Below are 23,008 nucleotides of genomic sequence, written 5' to 3'. Positions count from 1 at the left end.
CGCGCACCTGTGACGGCAATGCGAACGATAAAGAAAATGGCGCAGCTGGGAAGAAGGGCCGCTTGTATGAGCTGGCTGCAGCAGCGCGCCGGCGCTGCCATTGGCGGTAATTAAGCATGAGACATCCTGAGGGCCGGGCACTGACGAATGGCGCAACGCCTTCGCCCGGCCGGGTAAAGGACATGCACCATAGGTCTTGCCAAACCGTGCGGTCGCGCATGCCATGGCGTAAATTGGATACAGCGCCAAGTATGTTGACATGCGCTCTTCGAAAGATTCGAAGGCGGCTACTCCCCTAAGGAGGCGCAATTTTATCATCGAAACATTCACGGCGGCAATCACGGCGCCGCTGGCTTAGATATTACCCTTCGCAATAGATCAGGGTAACAAACGGCTTGAATAACGGATAACAAGCGCAAAAGAGATAAAATGGCGGCTTATTTGTAACGGAGCGCATTTTCATGAAATGGGCAGTAGTCAGTATTTTTATTTTATCGGTGTTGTACGTGCACTTCCGCGGCAAGGCCCGCCTGCCCTTCTTCCGGCAGATATTCGACCATTCGTCGATCATGGCGCCGCTCAACATCTTCATGTACATGTTCTCGAAAGTGCCGACCAACACGCCTTATCTGCCGACCAGCACTTTCGCCGACCTCAAGATCCTGGAAGACAACTGGGAAACCATCCGCGATGAAGCGCAGGGCTTGATCGGCCTGGAAAAAATCCGCGCGGCGGAAAAGAATGACGACGCCGGCTTCAATTCCTTCTTCAAGGCCGGCTGGAAGCGCTTCTACCTGAAATGGTATGACGCCAGCCATCCGTCGGCCGAGCAATTCTGTCCGAAAACCGTGGAGCTGCTGCGCCGCACGCCGAGCGTCAAGGCAGCCATGTTTGCCGAGCTGGCGCCTGGCGGCACCCTCAATCCGCACCGCGATCCGTTCGCCGGTTCGCTGCGCTATCACCTGGGCCTGGTGACGCCGAACGACGACCGCTGCTTCATTGAAGTCAACCAGCAGCGCTACAGCTGGCGCGACGGCCAGGGCGTGGTGTTCGACGAAACCTATATCCACTGGGCGCAGAACGGCTGCGACAGCAACCGCATCATCATCTTTTGCGACATCGAGCGGCCGATGCGCTACCGCTGGGCGCAAGCCATCAACCGCTGGCTCGGCCGCCACATGATGAGCGCCGCGGCGTCGCCCAACGAAACCGGCGACGAGACCGGCGGCATCAACAAGCTGTTCCGCTTTGTCTGGGCCGCCGGCCAATACCGGCGCCGCCTGAAAAAATTCAGCAAGCCGCTGTACATGTGCGTCAAATTCGGTTTGATCATCGGCGTCGTGCTGGCCATCGTCTACCTCTGACCGCCGCGTAAAACGCGTTTCAGCAAGCCGCCTGCAGGCGGCTTTTTTACGCCTGCCAGACAGGTCTTTATATTGCACCGCGACAACATAAATCGGTTTTCACGGGTAGACTACGGCTTCTATTTGCCATAAGGAAAACCCATGATGACTCGCTCGCTTATTTCCGCAGCTTTCCTGTCGCTTGCTGCCTGCTCCTCCGTGCCTTCGCTGGCGCAGGACCGGGGCAGCGACGGACTCGCCGAATCCAATGCCCAGAACCGTCCGGTCAAGGTCATGATCATCACCATGTTCGGCCCCGAAGGCCAGGCTTGGCTGGATCGCATCGGTCCCTGGAAAACCGTCTCTGTCCCGGGCCTGTCGCCGGACTATCCGGACGTGCATTGCAACCGGCAGGACGTCTGCGTGGTCACCACCGGCATGGGCTACGCCAATGCTTCGGCCTCGATCATGGCCCTGACCTTCTCATCGCGCTTCGACCTGCGCCATACCTACTTCCTGATCTCCGGGATTGCCGGCGTCGATCCTGGCCGCGCCACCGTCGGCTCGGCTGCATGGGCCAAGTATCTGGTCGACTTCGGCATCCAGTGGGAACTCGATGCGCGCGAAATTCCGGCCGGCTGGAATACCGGCTATCTCGGCATCAACACCAAGAGCCCGAGCGACAAACCGCCGCTCGACTATCGCAACGAAGTATTCCAGCTGAATTCGAAACTGGCCGATGCGGCATACGCGCTGTCGCGCAACGTGGTGCTGGCTGACAGCCCGCAGGCGCAGGTAGCGCGCTCCAAGTTCAGCTATGCGCCGGCCAACCAGCCGCCGACCGTAGTCCAATGCGATATCGCCTCCGGCAATACCTGGTGGTCAGGCACGCTGCTGGGCGAACGCGCAAGGCAGTGGACCAAGATCCTGACCGACAACAAGGGCGTGTATTGCATGACGGCGCAGGAAGACAATGCCACCTTCGAAGCCTTGAAACGCGCATCCAGCACCAAGCGGGTTGATTTGAGCCGGGTAGCTGCATTGCGCACCGGATCGGATTTCGACCGTCCGTATCAAGGACAAACCAGCGCCGACAACCTGCTCAACTATGCCGACCAGGGCGGCTTCGTGCCGGCCACCGAGAATCTGTACCGCGCGGGGAATCCGCTGGTGCAGGACATCGTGACGCATTGGGGCGAATGGCGCGACGGCGTGCCGCGCCGATGACTCGATGACACAAGGATGAGGTCACGTTTGACTGCGTGACCCGGATGTGAAGCAGTGCTTGCTTCGCCTTAAGCCGCATTCGCGGCTTTTTTTGCGCCCATTCTTTGCGGCCCCAGTCATCGTGGATAGATGGCACCACCTGTAACCCACTCATTTTTTGAGATTTTTACCACTACTGCCGCGATTTGTTCTTCATCACAATTGATCGCCCAAGACCTCCGGATGCGTCCCATTACCAATCTCCAAACAACAAGCAATACATAAAAATACACAATCAATACTTGTTTTGTGTATTTTTGTGTAAAATAAAGATGAACAGCTCAGACCTTATCAAGCAACTGAAAGCAGCCGGATGGAGGCACATCTCCACCCGCGGCAGCCACCATAAATACCGCCATCCTGTCAGCGGAAAATCTGTAATTGTTCCACATCCGTAGAAAGACCTGCCGCTTGACACGGCCGAGAGCATCTTGAAACAGGCCGGATTGAAATGAGGACGAAAATGTTATATCCGCTGTATGTATGGAAGGATAAAAATAGCGCTTACGGCGCCAGCTTTCCGGATCTTCCCGGCGTCTTTACCGCGGCTGACGATTTGAACGACCTGCCGGCAAAAGCCCAGGAAGCAGCAGAGGTCATGTACGAAGGCGAAGCGCATATGCCTGAAGCGAGTTCCATCGAAAAATGGAAAGACGCGGCAGGCTATGCCGATGGCTACTGGATGCTAGTCAATATCGACCGCTCCAAAATCAATACCAAGCCTGTGCGGCTCAACATTTCATTGCCGGAAAATCTCTTGCGCGAGATTGACGCCTTCGCCAAAGCGCATCAATTGACGCGTTCCGGCTTCCTGGCTCAGGCTGCGCTGAAAGCGATGGCCCGGTAAAAATCGTGACCGGAGACCAGGTCGCCAACGTGGCGCAAGCCTCAAACGAAGAGATTTATAAAGCTGGCTCTACCCTAGCTGGTTCTACTCTATAGAGATGAGCAATTCTCTCGAATTGCTCATCACCGGCACATCTATTCCATCACCCCCGCGCCGGCAATATCTTGCCGCTGACCACCCCAAACCCGACGCGATAGCCATCGCCCTGGCACCAGCCGGTCATCGCCACTTCATCGCCGTCCTGGATAAAGCTGCGCTGGCTGCCGTCCGCCAGGCTGAGCGGATTCTTGCCGTTCCAGGTCAGCTCCAGCAGGCTGCCGAACGATTCCGGCGTGCTGCCGCTGATGGTGCCGGAGCCCATCAGGTCGCCGATGCGGGTATTGCAGCCGGAGACGGTGTGGTGCGCCAGCTGCTGCACCATGGTCCAGTACATGGCCTTGAAATTGGTGCGGCAGATGGTTTGCGGCTGGGCGGCGGCGCCCGGCTGCAGCGCTACTTCCAGCGTAATGTCGTAGCCGTTCTTGCCGCTCTGCCGCAGATACGGCAGCGGTTGCGGCTGCTGCGCCGGGCTGGCGACGCGGAACGGCTCCAGCGCATCCATCGTCACCACCCAAGGCGAAATCGAGGTAGCGAAGGATTTGCTGTTGAACGGACCCAGCGGCACGTATTCCCATTGCTGCAGATCGCGCGCGCTCCAGTCGTTCAGCAGCACCATGCCGAAGATATGCTGCTCGGCGCTGGCGATATCGATAGGCTCGCCCAGGGCATTCGGCTGGCCGATGATGAAGCCGGTTTCCAGCTCGAAATCCAGCTTGCGGCAGGCGCCGAACACCGGCGCGTCGGCGTCCGGCAGTTTCAGCTGGCCCATCGGACGCTGCAGCGGCGTGCCGCTGACGACCACCGAGCTGGCGCGGCCGTTGTAGCCGATCGGGATATGCAGCCAGTTCGGCAGCAGCGCATTGGCCGGATCGCGGAACATCGAGCCGACATTGGTCGCATGCTCTTTCGAGGAATAGAAATCGGTATAGCCCGGAATCTCCAGCGGCAGATGCATCGTTGCCTGGTCCTGCGCGACGAACACTTTCTCGCGCAGCGCCTGGTTGTCGCGCAGCTGAATATTGTCGTGGCGCAGCAGCTCGCTGATGCTGGCGCGGGTGCTGCGCCATGTCTGGCGGCCCAGCGCGATGAAGGCATTGAGGGTCGGCTGGCGGAACACTTCAGGGCTCAGTGTCAGCAAGCCGGAGTCAGCCAAAGCAGCCAGGTCCAGCACCTGGCCGCCGATGGCGACGCCGACGCGCGGCGCCGGATCGGCGGCATTGCTGAACACGCCGAAAGGCAGGTTCTGGATAGGAAAATGCGACTCCGGCGGAGTCGGGATAAAGGATTTCAATGTCGGATCGTTGGCTTGCATGATGTCTTTTCTCTTAGGGTTGACCGTTGAAGTTCTTTTTCAAACCGTGCCAGCATTGCAGGTAGTCCTTCTGCAGCAGCGGCGTCGCCAACGCATAGGGCGTCGGATGAATCAGGTAGCGGCTTTCAAACATGAAGGCCATTGTATTGTCGATACGGTGCGGCGCCAATTCGGCACTGGACGCTTTCTCGAAAGTGGCGGCATCCGGACCGTGGCCGCTCATGCAATTGTGCAGGCTGCCGCCGCCCGGCGTAAAGCCGTCGGCCTTGGCGTCGTAGGCGCCATGGATCAGGCCCATGTATTCGCTCATGACGTTGCGGTGGAACCATGGCGGCCGGAAGGTATGCTCGGCCACCATCCAGCGCGGCGGAAAAATCACGAAATCGACATTCGCGGTGCCATGCGTATCCGAAGGCGAGGTCAGCACCGTGAAGATGGAGGGATCGGGATGATCGTAGCTGACCGTGTTGATGGTGTTGAACAAGCTCAGGTCGTATTTGTACGGCGTGTAGTTGCCGTGCCAGGCCACCACGTCCAGCGGTGAATGATCGATGCGCGCAGCCCACAGCTTGCCGCCGAATTTCGCCAGCAGCTGGAACTCGCCCTCGCGCTCTTCATAGGCCGCCACCGGCGCCTGGAAGTCGCGCGCATTGGCCAGGCCGTTGGAACCGATCGGTCCCAGCTCCGGCAGCTGGAAGGCGGCGCCGTAGTTTTCGCAGACATAGCCGCGCGCCGCGCCGTCCGGCAGCTCGATGCGGAAGCGCACGCCGCGCGGGATGACCACGATTTCACCGGGCTTGACTTCCAGCACGCCCATTTCCGTCCTGGCCAGCAGACGTCCCTGCTGCGGCACGATCAGCAATTCGCCGTCGGCATTATAGAAAAAGCGGTCGTGCATGGAGCGGTTCGCCACGTACAGATGGATGGCGATCCCGGTCTGTGTCGCAGCGTCGCCGTTGCCGGCGAAGGTGACCATGCCGTCGATGAAATCGGCGGACTGGCCATCGGCCGGCATAGGCAGCGGATTCCAGCGCAGCTGGTTAGGCGGCGTGTCGACCTGGGTAAAGGGACCGCTGGCCAGCAGCGGTTGCGGCAGCTTTTCAAATGCGTGGTGCATCGCGCCCGGCCGGATGCGGTACAGCCACGAGCGCCGGTTATGCGCGCGCGGTGCGGTGAACGCGGTGCCGGACAGCTGTTCCGCATAGAGGCCGTATGGCGCTTTCTGAGGCGAGTTCTGCGCTGCGGGCAAGGCGCCGGGCAAGGCTTCGCTGGCGAAGTCATTGCAGAATCCCGACTGGTAGCGAAGCATGTTTGTGTTTTCCATGGATTTCATCCTTGAAGGTCTGATCTTAATGCGCAATCACAGCCTGCGCATTGTTGCGATTTGAAGTGTCCTGCATCAGCATCAGCATCACCGCCGATACCAGGGCCGGTACGGCCAGCAGCAGGAAGATGCTGCTGTTCGGCCAGTTCAGACGGATCAGCTCGCCGCCCAGCACCGGCCCGACGATAGAACCGATGCGGCCGACGCCCAGGCTCCAGCCGATGCCGGTGGAGCGCAAGGTGGTCGGGTAGTAAGTCCCTGCCAGCGCATTCACCGCCGGCTGGCCGCCGACGATGCAGAAGCCGGCGACGAAGATGCTGGCAAACAGGAACAGCAGAGATATTTCCGGCCGGCCGATCAGCGCCACCGCCATGCCGGCGGTCAGGAACACCGGAATCAGTACGCGGCGGAAGCTGGAACGGTCGATCAACTGCCCCATGATCAAGGTTCCCAGCGTACCGCCGATCTGCAAGGTGGTGCCGGCCATGACCGCGGTGGCGGTCGACAGGCCGGCGTCCTTGGCAATGGTCGGCAGCCAGTTGGAAAGGAAATACAGGTTCACCAGGTTCATGAAATTGATGATCCACAGCAGGATCGTCACCTTGGCCCGGCCCTGCTGGAACAGCTGCATCATCGGCGCGCCCTTGCCGGCTTTTTCGTTGACCACGTAACGCGTGTCCCGGTCAACCGCGACGGAGGGATCGATGCGGCGCAACCACTTGCCGACCTGCTCCAGACGCTTGCCGCGCAATACCAGGAACTGCATCGACTCCGGCAGCCAGAAGATCATCAGCACGCCGATCACCAGCGGCACCACACCGCCGACATGGAATACCGACTGCCAGCCGAAGCGCGGAATCAGGGCCGCCGACAACAGGCCGCCCAGCACGGCCCCCAGCGTAAAGCCGCAGGACACCAGCATCATCAGAGTCACGCGCTTGCGCAGCGGGCTGTATTCGCCGGCCAGCGCCATGGCGTTGGGCATGATGGCGCCCAGCCCGAGGCCGGTGACGAAACGCAGCCCAATCAGTTGCTCGACCGTGCCGGCCAGCGGCGTCAGCAGCATGCAGGCGGCAAAGAACAGGGTGGCGGCGATCAGCACCGGACGGCGGCCGATGCGGTCGGCCAGGATGCTGAAAGTGAGCGAGCCGAGCAGCATGCCGAACAGGCCGGCACCGAACACCGGGCCGAGGTTGGCCTTGTCTATTCCCCACTGCTGGATGATGGCAGGCGCCACATAGCCCATGGCCTGGACGTCGAAACCGTCGATAATCAGGCAGATGGCGCACAGGGTCAGCATGACGATCTGGAAGCCGCCGATGCGGCTGCGGTCGATCAGGGCGGGAATGTCGATCGGGCTGCTGTTAGAGCTATGCGTCGCAATGGCCATGCGTGTCTCCGGGAAGATGTTGGCGCCGTATCAATACATTCCATACGATCTGTTTTTTGCCATTATCATCCTTTTTAATAATCAGAAAAATAGGCAATAATTAAAATCATTTTTTAAATTACTTAAACAATATAAAATCGTCATCATGGACAGGCTGGAATCGTTGCGGGTATTTTGCCAGGTGGTGGAACTGAACAGCTTCAGCCGCGCGGCTGAACAGCTGGAGATGTCGAACGCCACCATCACCAACCATATCGCCGCCCTGGAGCGGCATTTCGGCGTGCGCCTGCTGAACCGCACCACCCGCAAGATTTCCCTGACCGACGACGGCCACAGCTGTTACCAGCGGGCCCAGCGCCTGCTCGGCGACATGAGCGAACTGGAAGACGGGCTGCAGAGGCGGCGCGTGACGCCGCAGGGAATATTGCGGGTCGACGTGCCGACCGTGATCGCCCGCATCTACCTGGCGCCGGCGCTGGCGCGCTTCAGCGCGCTGTATCCTGACTTGTCGATCCGGCTCAATGTCGGCGACCGCATGGTCGACATGGTGGAGGGCCGCGGCGACGTCTGGATCCGCATCGGCGAGCTGAAGGATTCCAGCATGGTGGCGCGCCGCATCTACCAGACCCGCAACCTGTGCTGCGCCGCCCCCGATTTCCTGGCGCGGCATGGAACTCCGCGCACGCCGCAGGAACTAAGCAGCTTCCGTTGCCTCGCTTTCATCCACCCCAACAGCGGCCAGAACGTGCCGTGGACCTTCAGCAAGGGCAAGCAGGAGTTCAGCTGGGCGCCGCCCGGCAACATCGCCATCAATCACGCCGAAACCCTGATCCACGCAGCCGCCAGCGGCGCCGGCATCGTCCAGCTGCTGACGCTCTCGCTCAACCCGCAGATCCGAGCCGGCCTGCTGGCGCCGGTGCTGGCCGACTGGGCCACGCCGGGGCCGCCGGTGTCGGTGGTGTACCACCAGAGCCATCAGTTGTCGGCCAAGGTACGCGTATTTGTCGATTTCGTTACAGAGCTGTTCGCCGCGATCGATTAGAGTTTCGCTGTTTCCACGTTTTATCTACGTTTCATCAGCCAGGAGAAGTCATGCATTGGGTCTATCTATTGATCGCCATCGTCGCCGAAGTGATTGCCACCAGCGCCCTCAAGGCCAGCGCCGAATTTACCCGGCTGGTGCCGTCGGTGGTGGTGGTGGCGGGTTACCTGACCGCCTTCTATTTCCTGTCGCTGACCTTGCGCACCTTGCCGGTGGCGATCGTGTATGCGATGTGGTCGGGTATCGGCATTGCGCTGATCGCGCTGGTCGGCTGGCTGTTCCTGAAGCAGAGCCTGGATGCCGCGGCTTTGGTCGGCATCGGACTGATCGTCTCCGGCGTGCTGGTGCTGAACGTGTTCTCCAAGACCGTGGCGCACTAGGCGCCAGTCAAGCCAGCCTCAGTTTTGCCACAACGGCGGCTCGTCCATCAGCGCGATCTGCTCGCGCAGTTCCAGCACCCTATCCTGCCAGTAGCGCTGGGTATTGAACCAGGGGAAGGCCACGGCGAACGCCGGATCGTCCCAGCGCCGCGCTATCCACGCCGCGTAGTGGATCAGGCGCAAGGTGCGCAATGCCTCGATCAGGTACAGCTCACGGGTATCGAAATCGCAAAAGTCCTCATAGCCGGCCAGCAGTGAACCCATCTGCCGCACCATGTCCCTGCGCTCGCCGGACAGCAGCATCCACAGGTCCTGTACCGCCGGCCCCATGCGGCTGTCGTCAAAATCGACGAAGTGCGGTCCGGCATCGGTCCACAGCACGTTGCTGCCGTGGCAATCGCCGTGCAGGCGCAGCGCGCCGACCGTGCCGGCGCGGTCGAAGCAGCGGCGCACGCCGTCCAGGGCCAGTTCGACGGTGCTGCGATAGGCTTCCAGCAGATCCTCCGGCACAAAGCCGTTGGCCAGCAGGAAAGCGCTGGGTTCTTCGCCGAAACTGGCGATGTCCAGCGTCGGCCTGTGCTGGTAGTTGCTGAGTGCGCCCACGGCATGGATGCGGCCGAGGAAGCGGCCCAGCCATTCCAGCGTGGCGCTGTCTTCCAATTCTGGCGCGCGGCCGCCGTGGCGTGGAAACACGGCAAAACGGAAGCCCTCAAACTGATGCAAGGTGCGGCCGTCCGCCGCCGCCCATGCGGCAACCACCGGGATCTCGCGCTCCACCAGTTCCTGCACGAAGCCATGCTCTTCCAGGATGGCTGCATCGCTCCAGCGTTGCGGCCGGTAGAATTTGGCCACCAGCGGCGGCCCCTCCTCCATGCCGATCTGGTACACGCGGTTTTCATAGCTGTTGAGCGCCAGAAGGCGGCCGTCGCCATGCAGGCCGATGCTATCGAGCGCATCCAGTACGGTGTCTGGAGCGAGGGTAGAGAATGAGGCTGGGCTTGAAGTAGTCATGCCGGCTATTGTAAGCGCCGGCGGCCTGCTTATCGCGTCGATGACACGAATAGTCTCGCCGCCGTCGCGCCGGCTGCCCTGTCGGCTAGCGTTTCCCCCGCATTGCACTGCGCGGCCTCGCCGGGAACGGGACAGGACTGCATTTCACCCGCACAACCCGCATATAAGCTAAATATCGAATCGCAGCTTTAGCACTTCTGCGCAGCCAGCGACGGCCAACATCGCTTTACGATACAGGCTTCATGTCTGACAGCCGAACCCCATGTCCACGCCATCATCTGTTCCGCCATGCATTGCCAGGCAGTTGAGCGCCCTGCTGCTTGGCATCCTTCTGTGCTTGCCTGCCGCTGCCCTGTCCGCAACGCCGGCGCCGCCGTTAATGCTGGCAAACCTCTATCATCCCGGCATCAACCTGGCGGATTATTGGGTCAGCGAAAAACTGGACGGCGTGCGCGGCTACTGGGATGGGGAAAAATTGCTGACGCGCGGCGGCCAACGCATCAACGCCCCGCCCTGGTTCACCGCCAACTGGCCGAAAACAGCGCTGGACGGCGAGCTGTGGGCCGGCCGCCGGCAGTTCAGCCACGCGGTTTCAACCGTACGCCGCGAAACGCCGGACGATGCGGCCTGGCGTCGCATGCGCTTCATGGTGTTCGACCTGCCCGCATATCCCGGCACGTTCGACCGGCGTCTGCCGGCGTTGCAAAGTACGCTCGCCAAACTTGCAGTCCCTTGGGTGCTGCCGGTGGAACAGATCAAGCTGAGCGACCATTCGGCCTTGCAACGCCTGCTGCAGCAGACCGTCAGGCAAGGCGGCGAAGGCTTGATGCTGCACCGGGGCGCATCGCTTTACCGCGCCCAGCGCAGCGACGACCTGCTGAAAATCAAAACCCATGAGGATGCCGAAGCCAAAGTCATCGGCCATTTGCCCGGCAAAGGAAAATACCAGGGCATGCTGGGAGCGCTATTGGTGGAAACGCCGGACGGCCTGCGCTTCAAGCTGGGCAGCGGCTTCAGCGACGCGCAGCGGCACCAGCCGCCGGCCTTGGGCAGCGTCGTGACTTACCGCTTCCGCGGCTTGAATGACAGCGGCATACCCAGGTTCGCCAGCTTCATGCGGGTGTACGAACAATAGTTCCGGCGGCATCAAGATACAGGGCCATGCGCTCTTCGTCATGAAACCGGCCGTCTATGCACAGGGCGCGGTAGTCGATGCCGCAGGAGGCAAACCCCAGTTTGGCGTACACCGCCCTGGCGCGGGGATTGACGGTGTTGACTTTCAAGTCCAGCTGGACCAGCTCCGGGATATTCCTTGCGTAAGCGATCACCGCCTCGAACATGCCTTGCACCGCGCCGGCGGAACGCGCATTGGGCGTGACGTAGACGCCGACAATGGTGGCGCGGTGATAAATCTTGGAGCGGGAATCGCGCACCAGGCCGACGGTGCCGACCAGGACCTCGCCTTGAAATGCGCCATAAGTCACCTGGAAAGGGCTTGCTTTCAAACGCGCCGCCATCTGTTCCTCGGGCAGCGCGCTTTCTTCCTCATGCGTGGGCACGAATGAAGACGGCGAATCCAGGATGGATTCCAGCCTCAGCCGGCGATAGGATGCAAGGTCTGACGGGGTCAGTGCTCTGATTTTCATATAAGATGACTCGATCTGTATGGACTTATCACAGGATAAATGATTGTTGGCAGGCAAGCAGCCCGAATATTTTGCAGCGCGCGGCCATTTCAATCGTAAAATCCGTATCCTCATTTCCATCGTATATTAAGCGGCTATCACCATGAACCTCGACGAACCCCTCTCAGACAAAGAATTTGACGAACTGGACGATTTTCTCTTGTCCGATCGTTGCGCTGAAGACAGCATGACCATGGATACCCTGCACGGCTACCTGACGGCGCTGGTGATCGGGCCGGAACAGGTGCTGCTGGGCGAATGGCTGCCGCATGTGTGGGGGCCGTCGCTGAAGGATGCGCCGAAATTCAAGTCCGACAAGGAATACGAGAAGATCGTCGGCTTGATCGCTCGCTACATGAATGAAATCGCGGTCACGCTGGAAGTGGCGCCGAAAGAATACGAACCGCTGTTTTGCGAACATGAGCACGAAGGCAAGGCCTTGCTCGACGGCGAAGCCTGGACCTGGGGCTTCTGGGAAGGCATCAACCTGCGCGCCAAGGCCTGGGAACCGATCTGGCACTCCAACCTGGCGACGGTAGTGCGGCCGATCTACCTGCTGGGCGCGGAAGAGCTGGAAGAAGAGGAAATGGCGCTGCGCGAAGATCCGGTGCAACGCCACAAGCTGGCGGTGGAAGTGGAGGCAGCGATACCGGAAATCTATCGCTACTGGCTGCCGCACCGCAAATCCGCGGTCAAGACCATCCAGCGCGAAGCGCCGAAAGTCGGCCGCAATGACGATTGCAGCTGCGGCAGCGGCAAGAAATTCAAGAAATGCTGCGGATTGAACAATACTGAAAACAAGAATGAAGATTAAGCGCTGACGCGCTTGCCGCTATCGCCGGCCGGGTGCGCATAGCGCAACCCGGCCTGTTTTTTTATTCCTTGATGAAATGCTCGCGGTAGTAGCGCAGCTCTTCAATCGATTCCAGGATATCGGCCAGCGCGGTGTGCTTCTGATGTTTCTTGAAGCCGCTCGCCAGTTCCGGCTTCCAGCGGCGGCACAGTTCCTTCAAGGTCGATACGTCCAGGTTGCGATAGTGGAAAAACGCTTCCAGCTTCGGCATGCCGCGCGCCATGAAGCGGCGGTCCTGGCAAATCGTATTGCCGCACATCGGCGACTTGCCGTTCGGTACATATTTCTTCAGGAATTCGATCAGCGCCAGTTCAGCGTCGCTTTCCGTCACGGTCGAGGTCTTGACCCGCTCGATCAGGCCGGAACGGCCGTGCGTGCCCTTGTTCCAGGCATCCATGCCGTCCATGATCTCGTCGGCCTGGTGGATCGCAAATACCGGGCCTTCCGCCAGGATGTTCAGCTGCGGATCGGTCACCACCACCGCGACTTCAATGATGCGGTCGCTATCGGGGTTAAGCCCCGTCATTTCCATGTCAACCCAGATCAGGTTGAATTCGTTCGGCCGCAGCGGCGCAGCGGGAGCGGGTGTAGCAGTTGGAGTAGCTGAGATATCGGCAGCTTGTGACATAATTGTTCTCTTGGTTATATAAGCAGTATTGCGGCATTTCAATTGAAACTGGCCGTAAAGCGCCTCTGAGAACCGTAGCGAGCGGCCCAAGGTCTGGTCGAGAAGCGCAGCTGTACTTCAGTACAGCGAGCATCGCAGACCAGAGATTGGGCCGCGCAGTAGGTTATCAGAGGCGCCCATTGCAGGTATTTTCTCACATAGGGACGGCATGTCTTCATTTGCATTTTCAGTTTTGTTTGTAGTTTTCCTGGCAATCACCCTCATCGTGCGCTTCTGGCTGGGTTCGCGCCAGATTCGCCATGTGCTGGCGCACCGTAGCGCGGTGCCGGCCGAATTCGCCGAAAAGATTCCCCTGGCGGCGCATCAGCGGGCTGCCGACTACACCGTCGCCAAGACCAAGTTCAGCATGTTTTCGATGCTGCTGAGCGCAGCCGTGCTGATCGGCTTCACTTTGTTGGGCGGCTTGCAGTTACTTTCCAACATCATATTCAACTGGGCCGGTCCCGGCATGGTGTATCAATTGGGCCTGCTGGTGGCCTTCGGCGCGATTTCCGGCCTGATCGACCTGCCGCTGGATTATTACAAGCAGTTCGTGCTGGAGGCGCGTTTCGGTTTTAACAAGATGAGCGTCAAGCTGTTCTTCATGGATATGCTGAAAAACACCTTGATCGGCGCCGCCATCGGCTTGCCGCTGGTCTGGGTAGTGCTGCAGCTGATGGCCAAATCCGGTGATCTCTGGTGGTTTTACGCCTGGCTGGTGTTCAGCGGCTTCCAGCTGCTGATGCTGGTGCTGTACCCGACCGTGATCGCGCCGCTCTTCAACAAATTCACGCCGCTCGCCGACGACACCCTGCGCGACCGCATCGAAGGCCTGATGAAGCGCGTCGGCTTTGCCTCCAAGGGCCTGTTCGTGATGGACGGCTCCAAGCGCAGCGCCCACGGCAACGCCTATTTCTCCGGTTTTGGCGCCGGCAAGCGCATCGTCTTTTTCGACACCCTGCTGGCGCGCCTGGCGCCGCATGAAATCGAAGCAGTACTGGCGCACGAACTCGGCCATTTCAAGCTGAAGCACATCGTCAAGCGGATCGTCGTCATGTTCGTCATCTCGCTGGCTTTCCTGGCGCTGCTGGGTTACCTGAAGCAGCAGCTGTGGTTCTATACCGGCCTCGGCGTCAATCCGCTGCTGCTGGCCGACCTCAGCAACAACGATGCGATGGCGCTGATCCTGTTCATGCTGGCCTTGCCGATCTTTACCTTCCTGCTGTCGCCGCTGTCCTCGATCAGCTCGCGCAAGCATGAATTCGAAGCCGATGCATTTGCCGTCAAGCACACCAATGGCAACGATCTGGTGACGGCGCTGGTCAAGCTGTATGAAGACAATGCTTCTACCCTGACTCCGGATCCGCTGCATTCGGCATTCTACGATTCGCATCCGCCAGCGACCGTGCGCATCAACCGACTGCTGGCCGCACATGGTTGACCATACCCGGCAACACGGAAAACAGCACAGCAACCAGGCCGGCAGCGGCCTGGTGATCGCCGCCCACGGCCGCCATTACCTGGTGCAAGCCAGGATCGGCGGCGAATCAATGAAGCTGCAATGCGTCACCCGCGGCAAGAAAAGCGATGTGGCGGTCGGCGACCGGGTCCAGCTGAAGACCACCTCGCCCAACCAGGGCGTGATCGAAGCCATCGACGAGCGCAACAGCCTGCTGTACCGCTCAGACCAATACAAATCCAAGCTGCTGGCGGCCAACGTCACGCAGCTGTTCATCGTGGTGGCGACCGAGCCGGGCTTTGCCGACGACCTGATCTCGCGCGCGCTGGTGGCGGCGGAGGCCGCGGGCGTCAAGGCCCATATCGTGCTCAACAAGACCGATATCGTCGAGGCGCTGGAAAAGACCCGGCAACGGCTGCAGATGTATGCCAGCCTCGGCTATCCGGTGCATGAAGTGTCGGCGCGCGCTTTTCCTGAGGAAACCTGCGCCACCCTGCGGCCATTGCTGAAAGGCCAGTCAACCATCCTGATCGGCCAGTCGGGCATGGGCAAATCGTCGCTGATCAACCTGATCGTGCCGGATGCCGACATCGCCGTGCGCGAAATTTCCGCCGCCCTGGATACCGGCAAGCACACCACTACCTTCACCCGTTTGTACGAGATGGATGCCGACGACACCGCGCTGGACGGCAAGCCGGCCAACATCATCGATTCGCCGGGATTCCAGGAATTCGGCCTGTACCAGTTGAGCGAAGGCATGCTGGAACGCGCTTTCGTCGAGTTCACGCCCTATCTGGGGAAATGCAAGTTCTACAACTGCCATCACCTGATCGAGCCGAGCTGCGCGGTGCTGGAAGCCGTCAAGGAAAACAAGATTGCGCCCATGCGGCACCAGCTTTACGTGCAGTTGCTGCACGAATCGTCGCAGAAACTGTATTAAGCGAGGGTGGCGGCACGGCTGCCGACGGGAAATGCCGTGCCATCTTATTAATGCCAGATAAGCAATCTTTTGACGGGTATCTTTTCTATTGAAATCCCTTATAATTGAAGCACTTATTTCATTTCTAAGCCAATCGCGGGGCCTTCATTCAAGCCCGCGCACAACATCTTCGACGGCCTGCAAAACCAGCGGTTGATTTAAAAATGGAATTCCAACTTTCGGCGGCAGTCGCCACAGCGGCCGCCGTTTTCATTTATGGCAATCAAACACTACCTGCAGTTTTCTGACTTTTCGCTCGACGAATACGAGTACGTGATTGAGCGTAGCCGTCTCATCAAACGCAAATTCAAGAATTACGAACCGCACTACACGCTGCTCGACCGCACGCTGGTGATGGTGTTCGAGAAGAACTCGACCCGCACCCGCCTCTCGTTTGAAGCCGGCATGCACCAGCTGGGCGGCGCCGCCATCTACCTCAACACGCGCGACAGCCAGCTGGGCCGCGGCGAGCCGGTGGAAGACGCGGCGCAGGTGATGTCGCGCATGTGCGACGTCATCATGATTCGCACCTTCGGCCAGGACATCATCGAACGCTTCGCCGCGCACTCGCGGGTGCCGGTGATCAACGGCCTGACCAACGAGCAGCATCCCTGCCAGGTATTGGCCGACGTCTTCACCTACATCGAGCACCGCGGTTCCATCGCCGGCAAGAAAGTCGCGTGGATCGGCGATGCCAACAACATGCTGTATTCCTGGCTGCAGGCGGCGCAGGTATTCGGTTTCCACGTCAATGTCTCGACCCCCAAGGGCTACGACATCGACCCGAGCCAGGTCGCCGCCGACAACCAGCGCTATACCTTCTTCGCCAACCCGTCCGACGCTTGCGAAGGGGTCGACCTGGTCACCACCGATGTCTGGACCAGCATGGGTTACGAGGATGAAAACACAGCGCGCCTGAAAGCCTTCGACGGCTGGATCGTCGACCAGCCCAAGATGCAGCGCGCCAATCCGGACGCCTTGTTCATGCACTGCCTGCCGGCGCATCGCGGCGAAGAAGTATCCGCCGAAGTCATCGACGGCCCGCAATCGGTGGTCTGGGATGAAGCCGAGAACCGCCTGCACGTGCAAAAGGCGCTGCTCGAATACCTGGTGCTGGGCAAGGTTGCGGAGTAAACCATGATCGACCATACCGGCGTTACCGTCAGCGACTACCAGAAGAGCAAGGCGTTCTACAGCGCCGTCCTCGGTGCGATCGGCTATGAGCTGCTGCTGGAGTTTCCGGCAGCGGTGGCCGGCACCGACGTCGCCGGTTTCGGCGAAGCGCCCAAACCCGATTTCTGGATCTATAAAGCGACCGCGGAAAAGCCGGCGCACCAGCAAGCCATTCATTTCGCTTTCCGGGTCGCCAGCCGGGCCCAGGTCGACGCCTTTTATCAAGCAGGACTCAAAGCGGGCGGCGCCGACAACGGCGCGCCTGGTCCACGGCCGCACTATCACCAAAATTATTATGGTGCGTTCGTGAAAGACCCCGACGGCCACAACATCGAAGCCGTTTGCCACGATCCTCAGTAACCATTTCAACCTACTTAGAAATATCATGTCCAATATCCTGCAATCCGTTCCGGTCAACGAAAAAGTCGGCATCGCCTTCTCAGGCGGCCTCGATACCAGCGCCGCGCTGCACTGGATGCGCCAGAAAGGCGCCATTCCTTACGCCTATACCGCCAACCTGGGCCAGCCTGACGAACCGGACTACGACGCCATCCCGCAAAAGGCCAAGGCCTACGGCGCCGAGCTGGCGCGCCTGGTCGATTGCCGCGAACAACTGGTGGCCGAAGGCATCGCCGCGCTGCAAAGCGGCGCCTTCCACATCTCCACCGCCGGCGTCACCTACTTCAACACCACACCGCTCGGACGCGCCGTCACCGGCACCATGCTGGTGGCTGCGATGCGCGAAGACAAGGTCGACATCTGGGGCGACGGCAGCACCTTCAAGGGCAACGACATCGAGCGTTTCTACCGCTACGGCCTGCTGGTCAACCCCAATCTGCGCATCTACAAGCCATGGCTCGACGACAAGTTCATCCAGGAGCTGGGCGGCCGCAAGGAAATGTCGGAATTCATGATCGCGTCCGGCTTCGATTACAAGATGTCGGTGGAAAAAGCCTACTCGACCGATTCCAACATGCTCGGCGCCACGCATGAAGCGAAAGACCTGGAGTTCCTGAACTCCGGCATGAAGATCGTCGAACCGATCATGGGCGTCGCCTTCTGGCGCGACGACGTCGAAGTCAAGCGCGAAGAAGTCACCGTGCGCTTTGAAGAAGGCCGTCCGGTCGCCCTCAACGGCGTCGTGTTTGCCAACCAGGTCGACCTGATGATGGAAGCCAACCGCATCGGCGGACGCCACGGCCTGGGCATGAGCGACCAGATCGAAAACCGCATCATCGAAGCCAAGAGCCGCGGCATCTATGAAGCGCCGGGCCTGGCCCTGCTGTTCATCGCCTACGAGCGCCTGGTCACCGGCATCCATAACGAAGACACCATCGAGCAGTACCGCGAAAGCGGCCGCCGCCTGGGCCGCCTGCTGTACCAAGGCCGCTGGTTCGACTCGCAGGCGATCATGCTGCGCGAGACGGCGCAACGCTGGGTGGCGCGCGCCATCACCGGCGAGGTCACGATCGAACTGCGCCGCGGCAACGATTATTCGATCCTCAACACCGAGTCGGCCAACCTGACCTACCATCCTGACCGCCTGACCATGGAAAAGGGCGCAGGAGCCTTCACGCCGCAGGACCGCATCGGCCAGCTGACCATGCGCAACCTCGACATCAGCGATACACGCCAGAAGCTGGCGATCTATCAAAGCACCGGCCTGCTCGCATCCAGCAATGCCGTATCGCTGCCGCTGCTCGACAAAGACGCGGAGTAAGTAAGCGCAAGCCGGCGGCAAGAACTCGCCTCACCATATGCAGAACCGGCTCACGCCGGTTCTTTTTTGTCAAAAATCCTGCAAGGAATCCTCATGAGCACACAATTCGACCATGTATCAGTCTTAAAGCAAGGCAATGTCTATTTCGACGGCAAATGCGTTTCCCATACCGTGATCTTCGCCAATGGCAGCAAGAAAACATTGGGCGTCATCCTGCCGTCCTCGCTGACCTTCAGCACCGGCGTTGCCGAAGTGATGGACGTCACCAGCGGAATCTGCCGGGTGCGCCTGCAAGGCCAGCAACTGTGGACCCGCTACGGCAGCGGCGACCGCTTTGAAATCGCGGCGAATTCCAGTTTCGATATCGAGACCCTGGAAACGCTCAACTACGTTTGCCACTACGCTTAAAAAAAAGAGCCCGTGATGCGATGCATGACGGGCTTAAAAATCCATTACTTTAGGGAGTGTTGGATATGAGACAGGTGGAAGCATAATCGCGCATTGTGACTTGATAGTGACAAAACGCGCCGGCAAAATGCCGTCATTCTCCTGTCGCAAATATGCGACGTTTCCCTAGATGAAAATCGGCTCGGGCTCCAGCGCCACACCGAACCTGGCCAGCACATCGGCCTGCACCGCCTGCGCCAGACGCGCCACATCCTGGCCAGTGGCGCCACCGCGGTTGACTAGCACCAGCGCCTGCTTTTCATAGACGCCGGCAGCTCCCAGGTTTTTCCCTTTCCAGCCGCACTGGTCGATCAGCCAACCCGCTGCCAGCTTATAAGCGCCGTCCGGCTGCACGTAGCTCACCAGTTGCGGATGCCGCTCCAGCAGCGCATTGCGTTGCTGTTCCGGCACTATCGGATTCTTGAAGAAGCTGCCGGCATTGCCGATCACGGCCGGATCCGGCAACTTGCGGGTGCGGATCGCTATCACGGCGTCGCTGACGTCGCGCGCAGTGGGCTGTGACAATTTGCGCGCATCCAGCTCCTGCGCCACGTCGGCATAGCGCAGATCCGGCTGCCAGCGCTTGGGCAAGGCCAGCGTGACGTCCAGCACTATCGCGCGGTCGCGCAGGCGCTGCTTGAAAACGCTGTCGCGATAGGCGAAGGCGCAGGCCTTGCGATCCAGCGTCAGGATCTCGCCGCTCTCCATGTCGATGGCCGTCAGGCTATGGAAGCGGTCCTGCAGTTCGACGCCATAGGCGCCGATGTTCTGGATGGGCGCGGCGCCGGCGCTGCCGGGAATCAGCGACAGGTTCTCCAGCCCGCCCAGGCCCTGCTCCAGCGTCCACAGCACCAGCGCATGCCAGTTTTCGCCGGCCGCTGCCCGTACATAAACCGCATCTTCATCCGCGCCGATGATGTCCCGGCCGCGGCTGCACATATGCAGCACCAGCCCGGGAAAATCCTGCGTCAGCACCAGGTTGCTGCCGCCGCCCAGCACCAGGCGCGGCAAGGCGGAAGACACGGCATCCGACCTGAGCGCATGCAAGGTTTCTACGGAAGTCACCGGTAAATAGGCCTGCGCCTTGGCATCAATACCGAAAGTATTATGCTGGCGTAGTGAAAAATCGAACTGAAGCGGAAGCTGGGAGATAGTCATAGCACCGGGATTATAAACGCAAGCAGGCCATGCCACGGCAGGCAGTACGTCCGGGAATATGGCCGGTCCGGCAAGAAAATAGACCAGGCAGCCCACACCGCGGGTTTTTTGTCCGATAGAATGCGCATAGCCTGATGGCCGCGCACTCCAGAACTGGAGCCGGCCCGTTTTATTTGAACATACTGAAGGAATAACACCATGCCATCATTCGATACCGTATCGGAAGCCAATCTGGTCGAAGTAAAAAATGCCAACGATCAAGCCAACAAAGAGATCTCGACCCGTTTCGACTTCAAGGGCAGCGACGCCCGCATCGAGCTGAAAGAGCGCGACCTGACCGCTTACGCCGATTCGGAGTTCCAGCTCAGCCAGGTGCGCGACGTGCTGACCGCAAAACTGGTCAAGCGCAATGTCGACACCCGCTTCCTGGATATCGGCAAGATCGAGAAGATCGGCGGCGACAAGGTCAAGCAAGTGATCAAGATCAAGAACGGCATCGAATCGGAAGCCGCCAAGAAGATCGTGCGCATCGTCAAAGACAGCAAGATGAAGGTCCAGGCCAGCATCCAGGGCGACGCCGTGCGCATCACCGGCGCCAAGCGCGACGACCTGCAGGCAGCGATGGCGATGCTGCGCAAGGAAGTAGCGGATCTGCCGCTGGAATTCAATAATTTCCGCGACTAAATAGTGGCTTTTTAGTGGCTTTTGGCAACAGACAGAGTTACCATCACCTGCTGTTGCCAGCCGTTCAACACGCCCGAACGGCCTGCGGCGCTACCTCAACCCTTGTCAGGAAAGCCGGACTTCCATGCGCCCGTTCGTTTTGATCACCAGCCTGTTGTTATCAGCCTCTTTCTCCAACGCGGTACAAGCTTCCGATATCGGCGTGGTCGGCCTGTTTCCGGGCAAGGCCGTATTGGTCATCGACGGTTCATCGCCAAAGACCTATTCGGTCGGCAGCAAAGTCGCCGACGACGTCAAGCTGGTGGAAGCCAATGGCAATACCGCAACGCTGGAGGTCAAGGGCAAACGGCAGGTGATCGGCATCGGCGAATACGTCAGCCGCAGTGCGCCGGGCGCTTCTTCCAGCGTGACCCTGAAGGTCAATCCGCAAGGCCATTTCGTCGCCGACGCCCAAATCAACGGCGCCATGATGACCATGCTGGTCGACACCGGCGCCACCATGATTGCGTTGCCGGCATCGGATGCGATGCGGATGGGCGTCAACTACAAACAGGGTCAGATGGTGATGGTCAATACCGCCAACGGCCCCGCGCCGGCCTACCGGGTCAAGCTCAATACAGTCAAGATCGGCGACATTGAAATGAACCAGGTCGATGCCCTGGTGCAGGAAAGCGGCCTGCCGTTCGCCCTGCTCGGCATGTCTTTCCTGAACCGCACCGAGATGCGGCGCGAAGGCGAGATGATGGTGCTGACCAAGCGCTTCTGATACCGCAGTCAGATCGGGGCCGGCGCAGCCTGCCCCGATCTCCCCCTGCACTGCTCAGGCCGGGCTGGCGTTCAGCAAGCGACGCTGCCGGACTGACGCCGCCAGGTCTTCCAGCACCGCGACGCTTTCTTCCCAGTTGATGCAACCGTCGGTCACCGACTGGCCGTACACCAGCTCCTTGCCCGGCACCAGGTCCTGGCGGCCCGCGATCAAGTGCGACTCCACCATGACGCCGACAATACGGCCGTCGCCGGCTGCAATCTGACGGCCGATATCGGCGCAGACCGGGATCTGGTTTTCCGGCTTCTTCGAACTGTTTGCATGCGAAGCGTCGATCATCAGGCGCGACGCCAGGCCGCTGCCGGCGATATCCTTGCAAGCCGCCTCGACGCTGGCCGCATCGTAATTGGGCGCCTTGCCGCCGCGCAGGATGATATGGCAGTCTTCATTGCCGTTGGTCGAAACGATGGCCGAATGCCCGCCCTTGGTCACAGACAGGAAATGGTGCGGCTGCGAAGCCGCCTTGATGGCGTCCACGGCGATCTTGATGTTGCCGTCGGTGCCGTTCTTGAAACCGACCGGGCACGACAGGCCGGACGCCAGTTCACGATGCACCTGCGATTCGGTGGTGCGGGCGCCGATCGCACCCCAGCTGATCAGGTCGGCGATGTATTGCGGGCTGATCACATCGAGGAATTCGGTGCCGGCCGGCAGGCCCAGTTCATTGATGTTCAACAGCAGCTCGCGCGCCATGCGCAAGCCGTCGTTGATGCGGAAGCTGTTGTCCATGTATGGATCGTTGATCAGGCCCTTCCAGCCCACCGTTGTGCGCGGCTTCTCGAAGTACACACGCATGACGATTTCCAGCTCGCCCTTGAAACGCTCGCGCTCGCCGACCAGGCGGCCGGCGTATTCCATTGCCGCCTTGGTATCGTGGATCGAGCAAGGTCCGATCACCACCATCAGGCGGTCATCCTGTCCGTGCAAGATGCGATGCAAGGCAATCCGGGAATTGGCGGCGGTTTCCGCCACTTTCTCGGAGCAGCCGAATTCGCGGATCAAATGCGAAGGTGGAACTAATTCTTTCATTTCTCGGATGCGCAGATCGTCGGTGCGTAGCATGTTTTTCTCCTGGCTCAAAAAGTGACTGGGTATAAAAAAACCGCCATCGCTGGCGGTTTTTTAGAAATTTCGGTTTGCTCTTTACTTACGAACGCTTACCGCTTTTCACCGCCGTGGGGCTGGAATAGCTAAAGTAAAAAAAGAAGTAAGCGCGTGCGAAAGACATGGTGTTCAGTAAAGGCTTATTAAAATCAAGCCCAATAGTGCAGTAATTCTAGAAATTTGGCAAGGCCAGGATTACCACATTATCTATATGCAAAAAAACAATGCCGACGCTTGAA

Annotated in this window: 24 protein-coding genes and 1 riboswitch; of the genes, 16 read left to right on the top strand and 8 right to left on the bottom strand. The window is 59.8% G+C overall.

Features of this window, described 5'->3' with window-relative positions; genetic code table 11:
• Positions 1–128: 128 nt before the first annotated feature.
• A riboswitch (yybP-ykoY riboswitch) is annotated at positions 129–304 on the bottom strand.
• A 157-nt stretch (positions 305–461) separates the two neighbouring features.
• The 4 genes from lpxO (at position 462) to KHU30_RS18785 (ending at position 3,456) form a co-directional block, all read left to right on the top strand.
• Positions 462–1,364, top strand: a complete 903-nt coding sequence (lpxO, locus tag KHU30_RS18800) for a lipid A hydroxylase LpxO (RefSeq protein ID WP_211444140.1) — start codon at positions 462–464, stop codon at positions 1,362–1,364.
• A gap of 141 nt (positions 1,365–1,505) precedes the next feature.
• Positions 1,506–2,570 (top strand): purine-nucleoside phosphorylase, encoded by a 1,065-nt coding sequence (locus KHU30_RS18795; protein ID WP_211444139.1) that lies wholly within the window; start codon positions 1,506–1,508, stop codon positions 2,568–2,570.
• A 311-nt stretch (positions 2,571–2,881) separates the two neighbouring features.
• The gene (locus KHU30_RS18790; RefSeq protein ID WP_211444138.1) at positions 2,882–3,007 is read left to right on the top strand and encodes a type II toxin-antitoxin system HicA family toxin; all 126 of its coding nucleotides are present in this window, start codon (positions 2,882–2,884) and stop codon (positions 3,005–3,007) included.
• Between the two features lie 65 nt (positions 3,008–3,072).
• A complete protein-coding gene (locus tag KHU30_RS18785; protein ID WP_211444137.1) occupies positions 3,073–3,456 on the top strand; it encodes a type II toxin-antitoxin system HicB family antitoxin in 384 nt (127 codons plus the stop codon).
• Positions 3,457–3,598: 142 nt separating this feature from the next.
• Here the strand turns inward: KHU30_RS18785 and fahA are convergent, their stop codons facing one another.
• Genes fahA through KHU30_RS18770 form a run of 3 tightly spaced genes read right to left on the bottom strand, consistent with a single transcriptional unit; the run spans position 3,599 to position 7,581 of the window.
• Positions 3,599–4,867, bottom strand: coding sequence for a fumarylacetoacetase (fahA, locus tag KHU30_RS18780; RefSeq protein ID WP_211444136.1), 1,269 nt, complete (start codon positions 4,865–4,867; stop codon positions 3,599–3,601).
• Between the two features lie 13 nt (positions 4,868–4,880).
• Positions 4,881–6,191, bottom strand: coding sequence for a homogentisate 1,2-dioxygenase (gene hmgA / locus KHU30_RS18775; RefSeq protein WP_230427459.1), 1,311 nt, complete (start codon positions 6,189–6,191; stop codon positions 4,881–4,883).
• A 25-nt stretch (positions 6,192–6,216) separates the two neighbouring features.
• Positions 6,217–7,581, bottom strand: a complete 1,365-nt coding sequence (locus KHU30_RS18770; RefSeq protein WP_211444134.1) for an MFS transporter — start codon at positions 7,579–7,581, stop codon at positions 6,217–6,219.
• Between the two features lie 145 nt (positions 7,582–7,726).
• Between KHU30_RS18770 and KHU30_RS18765 the strand changes: the two genes are divergently transcribed.
• Positions 7,727–8,623 carry a LysR family transcriptional regulator gene (locus tag KHU30_RS18765; protein ID WP_211444133.1) on the top strand — a complete coding sequence of 299 codons (897 nt, stop codon included), beginning with the start codon at positions 7,727–7,729 and terminating at the stop codon, positions 8,621–8,623.
• A 50-nt stretch (positions 8,624–8,673) separates the two neighbouring features.
• On the top strand, positions 8,674–9,003 hold the full coding sequence (locus KHU30_RS18760) for a DMT family transporter (protein WP_098495873.1): 330 nt from the start codon (positions 8,674–8,676) through the stop codon (positions 9,001–9,003).
• Positions 9,004–9,021: 18 nt separating this feature from the next.
• Here KHU30_RS18760 and KHU30_RS18755 read toward each other — a convergent pair whose 3' ends face one another.
• Complete coding sequence (locus tag KHU30_RS18755; RefSeq protein ID WP_211444132.1) at positions 9,022–10,014, bottom strand: serine/threonine protein kinase; 993 nt, start codon at positions 10,012–10,014, stop codon at positions 9,022–9,024.
• 262 nt (positions 10,015–10,276) lie between these two features.
• Between KHU30_RS18755 and KHU30_RS18750 the strand changes: the two genes are divergently transcribed.
• Complete coding sequence (locus tag KHU30_RS18750; protein ID WP_211444131.1) at positions 10,277–11,149, top strand: DNA ligase; 873 nt, start codon at positions 10,277–10,279, stop codon at positions 11,147–11,149.
• Here KHU30_RS18750 and KHU30_RS18745 read toward each other — a convergent pair.
• Positions 11,127–11,660, bottom strand: coding sequence for a GNAT family N-acetyltransferase (locus KHU30_RS18745; protein ID WP_211444130.1), 534 nt, complete (start codon positions 11,658–11,660; stop codon positions 11,127–11,129). The two genes, KHU30_RS18750 and KHU30_RS18745, sit on opposite strands and share 23 nt — an antisense overlap.
• 142 nt (positions 11,661–11,802) lie before the next feature.
• Here KHU30_RS18745 and KHU30_RS18740 point away from each other — a divergent pair, with 142 nt between their 5' ends.
• On the top strand, positions 11,803–12,513 hold the full coding sequence (locus KHU30_RS18740) for a UPF0149 family protein (protein WP_211444129.1): 711 nt from the start codon (positions 11,803–11,805) through the stop codon (positions 12,511–12,513).
• A 61-nt stretch (positions 12,514–12,574) separates the two neighbouring features.
• Here the strand turns inward: KHU30_RS18740 and orn are convergent, their stop codons facing one another.
• Positions 12,575–13,180, bottom strand: coding sequence for an oligoribonuclease (orn, locus tag KHU30_RS18735; protein ID WP_211444128.1), 606 nt, complete (start codon positions 13,178–13,180; stop codon positions 12,575–12,577).
• A gap of 208 nt (positions 13,181–13,388) precedes the next feature.
• Between orn and KHU30_RS18730 the strand changes: the two genes are divergently transcribed.
• The 6 genes from KHU30_RS18730 (at position 13,389) to ppnP (ending at position 18,958) form a co-directional block, all read left to right on the top strand.
• The gene (locus KHU30_RS18730) at positions 13,389–14,660 is read left to right on the top strand and encodes a M48 family metallopeptidase (protein WP_211444127.1); all 1,272 of its coding nucleotides are present in this window, start codon (positions 13,389–13,391) and stop codon (positions 14,658–14,660) included.
• Positions 14,653–15,618, top strand: a complete 966-nt coding sequence (gene rsgA / locus KHU30_RS18725) for a ribosome small subunit-dependent GTPase A (RefSeq protein ID WP_211444126.1) — start codon at positions 14,653–14,655, stop codon at positions 15,616–15,618. Before KHU30_RS18730 ends, rsgA begins: the two co-directional genes overlap by 8 nt.
• A 255-nt stretch (positions 15,619–15,873) precedes the next feature.
• A complete protein-coding gene (gene argF / locus KHU30_RS18720) occupies positions 15,874–16,791 on the top strand; it encodes an ornithine carbamoyltransferase (RefSeq protein ID WP_211444125.1) in 918 nt (305 codons plus the stop codon).
• Between the two features lie 3 nt (positions 16,792–16,794).
• Positions 16,795–17,190 carry a VOC family protein gene (locus tag KHU30_RS18715; protein WP_211444124.1) on the top strand — a complete coding sequence of 132 codons (396 nt, stop codon included), beginning with the start codon at positions 16,795–16,797 and terminating at the stop codon, positions 17,188–17,190.
• Between the two features lie 25 nt (positions 17,191–17,215).
• A complete protein-coding gene (argG, locus tag KHU30_RS18710) occupies positions 17,216–18,550 on the top strand; it encodes an argininosuccinate synthase (protein ID WP_211444123.1) in 1,335 nt (444 codons plus the stop codon).
• Positions 18,551–18,643: 93 nt separating this feature from the next.
• A complete protein-coding gene (gene ppnP, locus KHU30_RS18705; RefSeq protein WP_211444122.1) occupies positions 18,644–18,958 on the top strand; it encodes a pyrimidine/purine nucleoside phosphorylase in 315 nt (104 codons plus the stop codon).
• 165 nt (positions 18,959–19,123) lie between these two features.
• Here the strand turns inward: ppnP and murB are convergent, their stop codons facing one another.
• A complete protein-coding gene (murB, locus tag KHU30_RS18700; RefSeq protein WP_211444121.1) occupies positions 19,124–20,155 on the bottom strand; it encodes a UDP-N-acetylmuramate dehydrogenase in 1,032 nt (343 codons plus the stop codon).
• 198 nt (positions 20,156–20,353) lie between these two features.
• On the opposite strand from murB, the gene KHU30_RS18695 reads away from it, so the two are divergent.
• Positions 20,354–20,839 (top strand): YajQ family cyclic di-GMP-binding protein, encoded by a 486-nt coding sequence (locus KHU30_RS18695; protein WP_014007212.1) that lies wholly within the window; start codon positions 20,354–20,356, stop codon positions 20,837–20,839.
• A 124-nt stretch (positions 20,840–20,963) separates the two neighbouring features.
• Positions 20,964–21,605, top strand: coding sequence for a retropepsin-like aspartic protease family protein (locus tag KHU30_RS18690; protein ID WP_211444120.1), 642 nt, complete (start codon positions 20,964–20,966; stop codon positions 21,603–21,605).
• Between the two features lie 54 nt (positions 21,606–21,659).
• Here KHU30_RS18690 and aroG read toward each other — a convergent pair whose 3' ends face one another.
• A complete protein-coding gene (aroG, locus tag KHU30_RS18685) occupies positions 21,660–22,727 on the bottom strand; it encodes a 3-deoxy-7-phosphoheptulonate synthase AroG (protein ID WP_211444119.1) in 1,068 nt (355 codons plus the stop codon).
• Positions 22,728–23,008 lie beyond the last annotated feature (281 nt).

Source organism: Collimonas humicola, from assembly GCF_018304945.1.
In the GTDB taxonomy this organism is placed as follows: Bacteria; Pseudomonadota; Gammaproteobacteria; order Burkholderiales; family Burkholderiaceae_D; genus Collimonas; species Collimonas humicola.
Note: the sequence above shows the minus strand (reverse complement) of the source record. Positions and strands in the feature narration are given on the sequence as shown.